This is a genomic window from Streptomyces ossamyceticus (assembly GCF_001418475.1).
Taxonomy (GTDB): domain Bacteria; phylum Actinomycetota; class Actinomycetes; order Streptomycetales; family Streptomycetaceae; genus Streptomyces; species Streptomyces ossamyceticus.
In genome coordinates, this window is record NZ_LIQX01000263.1 from 5,941 (window position 1) to 15,798 (window position 9,858).

The window sequence follows — 9,858 nt, forward strand, 5'->3', positions numbered from 1 at the left end:
ACGTCGGCCCCGGTCACCTCGCGGCCACTGGAGAACCTCAGCCCCTGGCGCAGGGTGCAGCGGTAGACGGTGAGCGCGTTGCCGGCGAACGCGCAGTCGCGGGCCGCGTCGGGGACGGGGCTCGCGCCGCCGGGCTCGAAGGTCAGCAGCGACTGGAAGACGTTGTTGAACAGGGCCCAGGACCCGGCGTCGTACGCACCGGCCGGGTCGAGGGACGTGACCGAGTCGGTCGTCCCGACGGTGATCGTCCCGTCCGTGTCGTGCCGGGCGGGCAGCAACTGCCAGCCGCCGATCGCCGCGATCGCCAGCACCAGCAGCGACGCGAGAACCCGCATGCGAACCGACCGCATCGGCGCCCCTCCCCATGACTCCACCCGGCCCACGACGCCCACTGGCCACGCGGTGGCGCCGATCACCTAACCACACGCGTTCATACGCGCGGAAGAGGGGTTTTGTTGAGTTGAGAAAGAACTTGGTAAGCGAGGGGAGTGCGTGAACTACGCGCTCCCCACGAGATGCTGACGAACCGTCACGCCTGTTTCGACGCCAGCTCCACGACGGTGATGTCCGACGGCGCCCCCACCCGCACCGGCGGGCCCCACGCGCCCGCGCCGCGGCTGACGTACAGCTGGGTGTCGCCGTAGCGTTCCAGGCCCGCGAGGGTGGGGTTGGCGGCCTCGGCGACGTAGTTCATGGGCCACAGCTGGCCGCCGTGGGTGTGCCCGGAGAGCTGGAGGTCAACACCGTGGTCGACGGCGTCATGGATCTGGACGGGCTGGTGGGCGAGGAGCACCACGGCCCGCGAGGTGTCCCGGTCGCCGAGCGCCCTGGCGAAGTCGGGGCCCTGCCCGTCGTCCTCCCCCGCGATGTCGTTCACCCCGGCGAGGTCGAGGTACGGCAGCTCCCGGCGGTCGTTCTCCAGCGGGGTCATCCCCAGGCGCCGCACCTCCTCCACCCACTGCTCGGCGCCGGAGAAGTACTCGTGGTTGCCGGTGACGAAGTACGTGCCGTGCCGCGCCTCCAGACCCGCGAGCGGCGCCGCCGCCGGGCCCAGGTCCTTCACGCTGCCGTCGACCAGGTCACCGACGACCGCGATCAGGTCGGGCTGGGTCGCGTTGATGGTGTCGACGACCTTCTGCGCGAAACCCCTGCCCAGCATCGGCCCGAGGTGGATGTCGCTGACCACCGCGATCCGGAAACCGTGCGCGGCGCGCGGCAGCTTCGCCAGCGGCACGGTGACCCGTTCGACCCGGGGACCGCGTACGACGCCATAGGTGCCGTAGCCGACCGTCCCGACGGCGGTGGCGGCGACGGCCCCGCCGACCACGCGGGAGACGAAGAGGCGCCGGGAGACACCCGAGGGGGACGCCCCGGCGGGCTCGGTGGGAGATCCGGCGTCAGGTGCGGTGCCGTCGGCGGAGGCCGGGTCGGGGGTCGTGGTCGTGTCGGTGGCCGTGGTCGCGTCGGTGGTCGCCGGCGACTCGGCGGTGGCGTCGGCCCGGTCCGTGGGCTTCGCGCCCGCCGGTACCGGCTCCGGTGCGCGCACCGCCGGTTCGGGGCGCTCGGCCGGGGCCGGGGCGCGCCGCGCCGGCAGACGGATCAGCAGGGGGCGTACGACCTCCCCCGCCAGGAGAGCCAGCAGCAGGTACAGCGAGAAGGCGAGCCACAGGAAGCCCGGCCAGCCCAGCGTCTGCTGCAACCAGAAGGGTGCGCCGCCGCGCTCGGCGCCGAAGGCCGCGAACAGCAGCACCGGCCCGGCGATGAACACACCGGCGCCCACGCGTCTGGCCAGGCCCGGCCCGCGGGTCGTGTCGCGCACCAGCCGGCGCCAGGCGTACCAGTGCAGGAGACCGAAGGCGGCCAGCACCAGCAGGGCCACGAGAACGAAGACGATCACCATCACGTCGTACTCCCCGTCACGTCGTCCGACGAAGTGCGCGCAGTCCACGCAACCCGATGACGCCGATGGCCGTCCCAAGGACAAAGGAGACGACGGCGAGCGTCAGATGCACCCAGAAGTACGCGGTCGGATCGCCCGCGTCGTCGAACGCGAGGCCGCTGCCGTCCTTCCAGAGATTCCGGATGAAAGTGACCCAGATGACCCAGCTCCACACCCCGAAGGCGAGCAGGAACCAGGAGAGGGGGCGGCTGAGCTTCATGGGTTCAGTATCACCGCCGACCGCCGGGGCTTCGCGCCGGGGTGCGAGCGGGGGCGCGGGCGGCGCGGTGGCCGAGAACCGCAGTGGGATTCACCGGGCGGAGCCATGTACTTTCTCGATCGTGCCCGCCTCCAAGAAGACCGCCAGGCGCTCCCTGCCGGTCACCTCCGCCCTCGCCGCGTCCCTCTCGTTGATGTCGCTGTTCTCCCCGGCGCTCGCCCCGGCCGCCCATGCCGCCGACCCGACGCCGAGCGGCAGCGCCTCCCCGTCGGCGACTCCCCCGGCGGCGATGTCGACCGTCGGAGGCGAGCAGTTGGGCAGGCCGGGGACGCAGGCCAACCTGGGCGGTGACGCGCCGGTGGTGCCCAAGGGCATCAGCGCCCGCTCGTGGATCGTGGCGGACGCGGAGTCGGGCGAGGTGCTGGGCGCGCACAACGCGCACTGGCGGCTGGCGCCGGCGAGCACGCTGAAGATGCTGTTCGCGGACACGGTGCTGCCGAAGTTCAACAAGGACGACAAGCACGAGGTCGCCCTCTCCGACCTCGCCGGGGTCGGCGCGGGCTCCAGCATGGTCGGCATAAAGGAGAACGAGACGTACACCGTCCACGATCTGTGGCTCGGTGTCTTCCTTCGCTCCGGCAACGACGCGGTGCACGTCCTGTCCGCGATGAACGGCGGCGTCAAGCAGACCGTCGCCGACATGAACGCCCATGCCGAGGAGCTCCAGGCTCTCGACACGCACGCGGTCAGCCCGGACGGCTACGACGCCAAGGGGCAGGTGTCGTCGGCCTACGACCTGACGCTGATCGCCAGGTCGGGGCTGCAGAAGAAGGACTTCCGGGAGTACTGCTCCACCGTGCGCGCCAAGTTCCCCGGGGAGACGAAGAAGGGCAAGAAGGGCAAGAAGAGCCGGTCGTCCTTCGAGATCCAGAACACCAACCGGCTACTGACGGGCGACAGCGGTCTGGACGCCTATCAGGGCATCGCGGGTGTGAAGAACGGCAACACGACGAACGCGGGCGCGACGTTCACGGGGGTCGCCGAGCGCGACGGCCGGGTGCTCCTCGTCACCGTCATGCACCCCGAGAAGGAGGAGCACAACCAGGTCTACAAGGAGACCGCGAAGCTCTTCGACTGGGGGTTCGCGGCGGCGGGCAAGGTGCAGCCGGTGGGTGAACTGGTGCCGCCGAAGAGTGCGGAGACCTCCGGTGGCGGCACCGACCCCAGCTCGCAGCCGGGGAGTACGGCATCGGCCACGTCCCCCGCGCCGGCCTCCGGTGGCGCGGGCGGCAAGGCGGTGGCCTCCGCGGCGTCCGACGGGACCAGCGGCATCGGGATCGCACTGGGGATCACGGGCGGGGTGCTCGCCCTGGTGGCCGGCGGGGTCTTCCTGGTCAACCGGAAGTGGCCCCTGAGGCGCGGGAAGTAGGGCGTCGATCGCGCGGTTCCCCCCGCCCCTGAAAAGCGACCGGGGCTGCGCCCCGTGCTTTTCATGGGGAGGGCGAGCCGCAGGCCCTTCCCTCCAGGGGTGCGGGGAACTGCGCGAGAAACCACGAACCTGCCGCACCCGCCAAACCCACACGCACCCCCGAGCTATGAGGCGCCCTCCGCCTCCTCCGCCTCCTCCCGCCCCTCCGCCGTCCAAGCCGCGCAGTACAGCAGCAACTTCGCCGTGAAGTTGATCCACAGCAACAACGCGATCGGCACCCCGAAAGCCCCGTACATGCTCTTCGACGCGACCCCCTGCATGTACCCGCTGAGCAGCAGCTTCAGCAGTTCGAAGCCGATCGCCCCCATGAGCGCGGCCACGACGAGCCGCCGCCGCGGCGGGTGGACGCCCGGCAGCAGCGTGAGGACGTACAGCAGGAGCAGGAAGTCGGCCAGCACGGCCACGCCGAACGCGGCGATCTGGAGCACCACCCCACCCCACCCGTCCCGGTCGACGCCGAGCCGGTCCGCGGTCCAGCCGACCGTCGCCGACGCCACCGTGGACGCCGCGAGGGAGAGGAGCACCGCGCCGCCGAGCCCGACGAGGATGCCCGCGTCCTTGGCCTTGGCGAGGACGGGGTTCTCCTCGGGCTCGGGCTTCTCCCACACCGCCCGCAGACAGCCCCGCATCTCCCCGACCCAGCCGATACCGGTGAACAGCAGCAGCGCGCCGGCGATGATCCCGACGGTGCCGGCGTTCTGGACGAGCCCGGCGATGTCGAGCTGGTCGGAGATGCCGGGCACCTGTTCGGCGAGCCGGTCCTCCAGCTCGCGCCGCCGGTTCTCGTCGAGCGTCGCCGCGGCGATGGCCGCACCCATGGTCAGCAGGGGGAACAGCGCGAGAAAGCTGAGGAAGGTCATGGCCGCGGCCAGCCGCGTCCATGTGACCCGCTCCAGCCGTTCGTACGAACGCCACGCATGCGTGGTCATCATGCGTTCGGCCAGCGGGCCTATCCCGGGGAGCTTTTTCAGCCAGTCCATGATCCGACTCTGCCCTCGTCGTGGTCACCCGATGCCGGAGTACCCACATGAGCGCTGATCACCACCGGACGGCCAGCACGAAGGCGCCCATGGAGAGCTGACGCCACGGCAGCACACCGGTGCTCGGGACGCCGCCCTCTTCGAGGGCCCACGGACAGTAGCCGAGGACGGCGAGCCCGGCGGCCAACTGCCGGACGAGTCACAGGTATCCGGCGGTGTCCTCGGTGAGCAGCGCCCGAATCGTCCCGGCCCGGTCGTCGAGCTGATAGCTGCGCCCCGGCCGTGGCCTTCGTACCGCGCAGCCGGACGGTACGCCGCTCCCGGTCGACGACGGCGCCCGTGAGTCCGGCCGCGAGCCGGAGCGCCCCGTGCTCCCCGGTCCCGAGAACTCCGGCAATCTTGAACGACATCCCATTGATCACCCATTTCGGTGAGGCGTCTGGGAAGGCGGGCCGATACGCCGGATTCCTTGGCATTCGCGGCGATACGGTCGCGAGCATGCCAGCCAACGCCGTCCCGTCCTCCGGCCGCACCACCCCTGTCACCGGCTGGGGCCGCACCGCCCCGACCGTCGCCCGGCTGATCCGCCCCCGTACGTACGAGGAGGCCGCGGCCACCGTGCGGGCGTGCGGGGCTCGCGGCGGGATCGCCCGGGGGCTGGGGCGGGCGACGGGGACGCGGCGCAGAACGCGGGCGGCACCGTGCTCGACATGACGGGCCTGGACCGGGTCCACGCCATCGACGCGGACGGCGGCACGGTCCTGTGCGACGCGGGGGTGTCGCTGCACCGGCTGATGGAGGTGCTGCTGCCACTGGGCTGGTTCGTGCCGGTGACGCCGGGGACCCGCCAGGCGACCGTGGGCGGCGCGATCGCGGCGGACATCCACGGCAAGAACCACCGTGTCTCCGGGGCGTTCGCCCGCCATGTGCTGTCGCTGGAACTGCTCACCGCGGACGGCGAGATCCGCACGGTGGTACCCGGCACCCCGCTGTTCGACGCCACGGCAGGCGGCATGGGCCTGACGGGGGTGATCCTCACCGCGACCGTACGGCTGCTGCCCGTCGAGACCTCGTGGATGTCGGTCGACACGGAACGGGCCCGCGACCTGGACGACCTGTTGGCCCGGCTGACGGCCACCGACCGGTACTACCGCTACTCCGTCGCCTGGATCGATCTCCTCGCCCGGGGCTCGGCGACGGGCCGCGCGGTCCTGACCCGCGGCGAGCACGCCTCCCTGGAGACGCTGGAGTACTCGTCGGCACGCGCGCGCGGGGCACGTTTCGGCCGACGGGCCCCGCTCGGCCGTCCGTTGGAGTTCCGGACCTCGCGGTTCCCGGCCGCCCCCGCGTTCGTCCCCGAGGGGCTGCTCGGCCGGTCGACCGTGGGGCTGTTCAACGAGCTGTGGTACCGCAAGGCCCCCAGGGCCCGCACCGACCAGCTCCAGCGGATCTCCACGTTCTTCCACCCCCTGGACGGCGTCCCGCACTGGAACCGGCTCTACGGGCGTTCCGGGTTCGTGCGGTACCAGTTCGTCGTCGGGCACGGCCACGAGGAGGCCCTGCGACGGATCGTGACCCGGATCTCCGCGCGCCGCTGCCCCTCCTTCCTCGCCGTGCTGAAGCGGTTCGGGGAGGGCGACCCCGGCTGGCTGTCGTTCCCGATGCCCGGCTGGACGCTCGCCCTCGACATCCCGGCGGGCCTGCCCGGCCTCGATACCTTCCTCGACCGGCTGGACGAGGAGGTCGCGGCGGCCGACGGGCGCGTGTACCTGGCCAAGGACGCCCGGCTGCGCCCCGAGCTGCTGGCCGCGATGTACCCCCGTCTGCCCGAGTTCCGGGCGCTGCGCCGCGAGTTGGACCCCGACGGCGTGTTCGTGTCGGACCTGGCCCGCCGCCTGGGCCTGTAACGCCCGTACCGCGATCTGCACCCCCGTTCCCCAGTCGCTCAGGAGCTGTCATGAAGGACGCGTTCGGCACCCCCCAGTCGCTGCTGATCCTCGGCGGTACGTCGGAGATCGCGCTCGCCACCGCCCGGCGGCTGATCGCCCGCCGCACCCGCACCGTCTGGCTCGCCGGACGCCCCTCGCCCGACCTGGAGAGGGCCGCCGCCCATCTGCGGGGTCTCGGCGCCGAGACGCACACCGTCGCCTTCGACGCCCTCGCCCCCGACTCGCACGAGACGATCCTCGGCAAGATCTTCGCCGAGGGCGACATCGACATGGTGCTCGTCGCCTTCGGCATGCTCGGTGACCAGGCGCACGACGAACGCGACCCGGTGGCCGCCGTCCGCGTCGCCCAGACCAACTACACGGGTGCCGTGTCGGCCGGCCTGGTCTGCGCGCGGGCCCTCCAGGCGCAGGGCCACGGCTCGCTCGTCGTCCTGTCCTCGGTGGCCGCCGAGCGCGCCCGCCGCTCGAACTTCATCTACGGCTCCGCCAAGGCCGGCCTCGACGCCTTCACCCAGGGCCTCGGCGACGCCCTCCACGGCACCGGCGTCCATGTGATGGTCGTACGACCCGGTTTCGTGCGGACGAGCATGACCGCGGGGCGTCCGGAGACGTCTCTCGCCACCACTCCGGAGGCGGTGGCGACGGCGATCGAGCTGGGGCTGCGGCGCCGTTCGGAGACGGTGTGGGTGCCGGGGGCGCTGCGGCTGGTGATGGCGGCGCTCCGTCATGTACCGAGGCCGCTGTTCCGCCGGCTGCCGCTGTAGGGCGCCGGCCGACCGGGCGCCGAAGGCCGCCGGGGGACCCGGTGGCCGCGCTGGCCTGGCCTCAGGGGATTCCCGGTGGGTCCTCAGCAGGTCCTCAGTGGGCCCTCAGTGGGTGGGAAGCGTGGTGTCGCCCACCGGGGCGCCCGCCTGCGGGGGGACGACCGAACCGCCGAAGGCGAACTCGCGGAGCTTGCGCCAGACCCCGTCGGCGCCCTGCTCGTAGAGCGCGAAGCCGGTGCAGGGCCATTCGGCCTCGTACCCGGCGAGTTCCTCGAACGCCCGGTCCATCGCCTCCTCGGCGATGCCGTGGGCCACGGTGACGTGCGGGTGGTACGGGAAGTTCAGCTCGCGCGCCACCGGCCCGGAGGCATCCCTGACCTGTTTCTGCAACCAGGTGCACGCCTCGGCGCCCTCGACGACCTTGACGAACACCACGGGCGACAGCGGCCGGAAGGTGCCCGTGCCGGCCAGCCGCATCGGGAAGGCCCGGCCGGCGGCCGCGACCTCGACGAGATGTGCCTCGATCGCCGGCAGCCCGGTCTCCTCGACCTCCGTCGGCGGCAGCAGCGTGACATGGGTGGGGATGCCGTGAGCTGCGGCGTCGCCGAAGCCCGCGCGCCGCTCCTGGAGCTGGCTGCCGTGGGGCTCCGGGACCGCGATCGACACACCGATCGTTACGGTCCCCACGTCGTCTCCTGTCGTCGTGTCATACGTCTGTGTCTTCGTCTGTCGTGACGCGCCACCGGCTATCGACTGTACGGCCACGGCGGTGTTCCGGGCAGGCGCGGCCGGAGTGATGTACAGCGCTGCCGGTGGCGCGATCGGCGTGCGGCCGACCGGGGTGGTGCGGCTCAGTGCTTGGCGGGCAGGAATCCCACCCGGTCGTACGCCTGGGAGAGCGTCTCCGCGGCGACGGCGCGCGCCTTCTCCGCGCCCTTGGCCAGGATCGAGTCGAGCGTCTCCGGGTCGTCCAGGTACTGCTGGGTGCGCTCCCGGAAGGGCGTCACGAAGTCGACCATGACCTCGGCGAGGTCCGTCTTGAGCGCACCGTAGCCCTTGCCGGCGTACTTCTGCTCCAGTTCCGCGACACTCGTCCCGGTGAGGGTCGAGTAGATGCTCAGCAGGTTGCTGACACCGGGCTTCTCGGCGGCGTCGTAGCGGATCACGGTGTCGGTGTCGGTGACCGCGCTCTTGACCTTCTTGGCGGTGGCCTTCGGGTCGTCGAGCAGGTTGATCAACCCCTTGGGGGTCGACGCCGACTTGCTCATCTTGATCGCGGGGTCCTGAAGGTCGTAGATCTTCGCCGTCTCCTTCAGGATGTACGGCTTCGGGATCGTGAAGGTCTCGCCGAAGCGGCCGTTGAAGCGCTCGGCGAGGTCACGGGTGAGCTCGATGTGCTGGCGCTGGTCCTCGCCGACCGGCACCTCGTTCGCCTGGTACAGCAGGATGTCGGCGACCTGGAGGATCGGGTACGTGAAGAGGCCCACGCTCGCGCGGTCGGCGCCCTGCTTGGCGGACTTGTCCTTGAACTGGGTCATGCGGGAGGCCTCGCCGAAGCCGGTGAGGCAGTTCATGACCCAGGCGAGCTGGGCGTGCTCGGGGACATGGCTCTGGACGAAGAGGGTGCACCGCTCAGGGTCGAGACCGGCGGCGAGCAGCTGCGCGGCGGCGAGCCGGGTGTTCGCCCGCAGGTCCGCGGGGTCCTGCGGAATCGTGATCGCATGCAGGTCGACGACCATGTAGAACGCGTCGTGGGACTCCTGCAGAGCCACCCATTGGCGCACGGCGCCGAGGTAGTTGCCGAGGTGGAACGAGCCTGCGGTGGGCTGGATTCCGGAGAGCACACGAGAACCAGGCAGCGTCGCGGAGCGCCCCGTTTGAGGGCGGTGGTGGGCGACGGGTGGGCGATCAGAGGCCATGCTCACCATTCTCTCAGGTATCGGGACCCGTTCCGGAACCTACCGGAAACAGATGGCACACGGGTGGGAACCGATCGGGCCCGGGCGGTGTACCCCTGTTGTGAGAACGCGGGAGGGGGGCCGCATCGTCGATGAGGCCGCGGTGATCGCACGCGTACGGGCCGGGGAGCCGGAGGCGTACGCGGACTTGGTGCGCGCCCACACGGGCATCGCGCTGAGGGCGGCCCGGGCGCTCGGCGCCGGTCCGGACGCGGAGGACGTGGTGCAGCAGGCCTTCTTCAAGGCGTACTGCTCGCTCGGCCGCTTCCGGGACGGGGCCGCGTTCCGGCCGTGGCTGCTGTCGATCGTGGCCAATGAGACGAGGAACACAGTGCGGACAGCCGGACGTCAGCGGTCGCTGGCCGACCGAGAGGCGGCCCTCGTGGAGGCCGAGCCGCTGATACCGCCGGCGGCCGATCCGGCGGTCGCCGCGCTGGAGATAGAGCGCCGGGTCGCCCTGCTGGGCGCGCTGGAGCAGCTCAGCGAGGAGCACCGGCTGGTCGTCACGTACCGCTATCTGCTGGAGATGGACGAACCGGAGACGGCCGCCGCCCTCGGC

8 protein-coding genes and 3 pseudogenes are annotated in these 9,858 nt (G+C 71.6%); 4 read left to right on the plus strand and 7 right to left on the minus strand.

Features of this window, described 5'->3' with window-relative positions; all coding sequences use genetic code 11:
- The 3 genes and pseudogenes from AOK15_RS47020 to AOK15_RS47025 all read right to left on the minus strand — a co-directional run.
- A pseudogene (locus tag AOK15_RS47020) lies at nt 1-350 on the minus strand (ABC transporter substrate-binding protein); the annotation flags it as partial.
- A 179-nt stretch (nt 351-529) separates the two neighbouring features.
- Nucleotides 530-1,900 carry a metallophosphoesterase gene (locus AOK15_RS20210; protein ID WP_055518843.1) on the minus strand — a complete coding sequence of 457 codons (1,371 nt, stop codon included), beginning with the start codon at nt 1,898-1,900 and terminating at the stop codon, nt 530-532.
- Nucleotides 1,901-1,916: 16 nt separating this feature from the next.
- Nucleotides 1,917-2,159: an SCO4848 family membrane protein gene (locus tag AOK15_RS47025; RefSeq protein ID WP_055518845.1), complete on the minus strand. Its 243-nt coding sequence runs from the start codon at nt 2,157-2,159 to the stop codon at nt 1,917-1,919.
- Nucleotides 2,160-2,280: 121 nt separating this feature from the next.
- Here AOK15_RS47025 and AOK15_RS20220 point away from each other — a divergent pair, with 121 nt between their 5' ends.
- Nucleotides 2,281-3,588 (plus strand): D-alanyl-D-alanine carboxypeptidase family protein, encoded by a 1,308-nt coding sequence (locus tag AOK15_RS20220; protein ID WP_055518848.1) that lies wholly within the window; start codon nt 2,281-2,283, stop codon nt 3,586-3,588.
- A 164-nt stretch (nt 3,589-3,752) separates the two neighbouring features.
- Here the strand turns inward: AOK15_RS20220 and AOK15_RS20225 are convergent, their stop codons facing one another.
- Nucleotides 3,753-4,628, minus strand: coding sequence for a YihY/virulence factor BrkB family protein (locus AOK15_RS20225; RefSeq protein ID WP_055518850.1), 876 nt, complete (start codon nt 4,626-4,628; stop codon nt 3,753-3,755).
- Nucleotides 4,629-4,695: 67 nt separating this feature from the next.
- A pseudogene (locus AOK15_RS42375) lies at nt 4,696-4,878 on the minus strand (decaprenyl-phosphate phosphoribosyltransferase); the annotation flags it as partial.
- 248 nt (nt 4,879-5,126) lie between these two features.
- Here AOK15_RS42375 and AOK15_RS20230 point away from each other — a divergent pair.
- Nucleotides 5,127-6,535, plus strand: a pseudogene (locus tag AOK15_RS20230) (FAD-binding protein).
- A gap of 50 nt (nt 6,536-6,585) precedes the next feature.
- A complete protein-coding gene (locus AOK15_RS20235; RefSeq protein ID WP_055518852.1) occupies nt 6,586-7,341 on the plus strand; it encodes a decaprenylphospho-beta-D-erythro-pentofuranosid-2-ulose 2-reductase in 756 nt (251 codons plus the stop codon).
- Between the two features lie 105 nt (nt 7,342-7,446).
- Here the strand turns inward: AOK15_RS20235 and AOK15_RS20240 are convergent, their stop codons facing one another.
- The gene (locus tag AOK15_RS20240; RefSeq protein ID WP_055518855.1) at nt 7,447-8,028 is read right to left on the minus strand and encodes a 2'-5' RNA ligase family protein; all 582 of its coding nucleotides are present in this window, start codon (nt 8,026-8,028) and stop codon (nt 7,447-7,449) included.
- Nucleotides 8,029-8,192: 164 nt separating this feature from the next.
- The gene (trpS, locus tag AOK15_RS20245; RefSeq protein WP_055518858.1) at nt 8,193-9,185 is read right to left on the minus strand and encodes a tryptophan--tRNA ligase; all 993 of its coding nucleotides are present in this window, start codon (nt 9,183-9,185) and stop codon (nt 8,193-8,195) included.
- A gap of 175 nt (nt 9,186-9,360) precedes the next feature.
- Between trpS and AOK15_RS20250 the strand changes: the two genes are divergently transcribed.
- A partial coding sequence (locus tag AOK15_RS20250) for an RNA polymerase sigma factor (protein ID WP_055518860.1) occupies nt 9,361-9,858 on the plus strand: 498 nt, incomplete at its 3' end.

Coding starts and splice junctions, on each gene's coding strand:
- AOK15_RS20210 (WP_055518843.1), bottom strand. CDS start 1,900: ATGGTGATCGTCTTCGTTCTCGTGGCCCTGCTGGTGCTGGCCGCCTTC.
- AOK15_RS47025 (WP_055518845.1), bottom strand. CDS start 2,159: ATGAAGCTCAGCCGCCCCCTCTCCTGGTTCCTGCTCGCCTTCGGGGTG.
- AOK15_RS20225 (WP_055518850.1), bottom strand. CDS start 4,628: ATGGACTGGCTGAAAAAGCTCCCCGGGATAGGCCCGCTGGCCGAACGC.
- AOK15_RS20235 (WP_055518852.1), top strand. CDS start 6,586: ATGAAGGACGCGTTCGGCACCCCCCAGTCGCTGCTGATCCTCGGCGGT.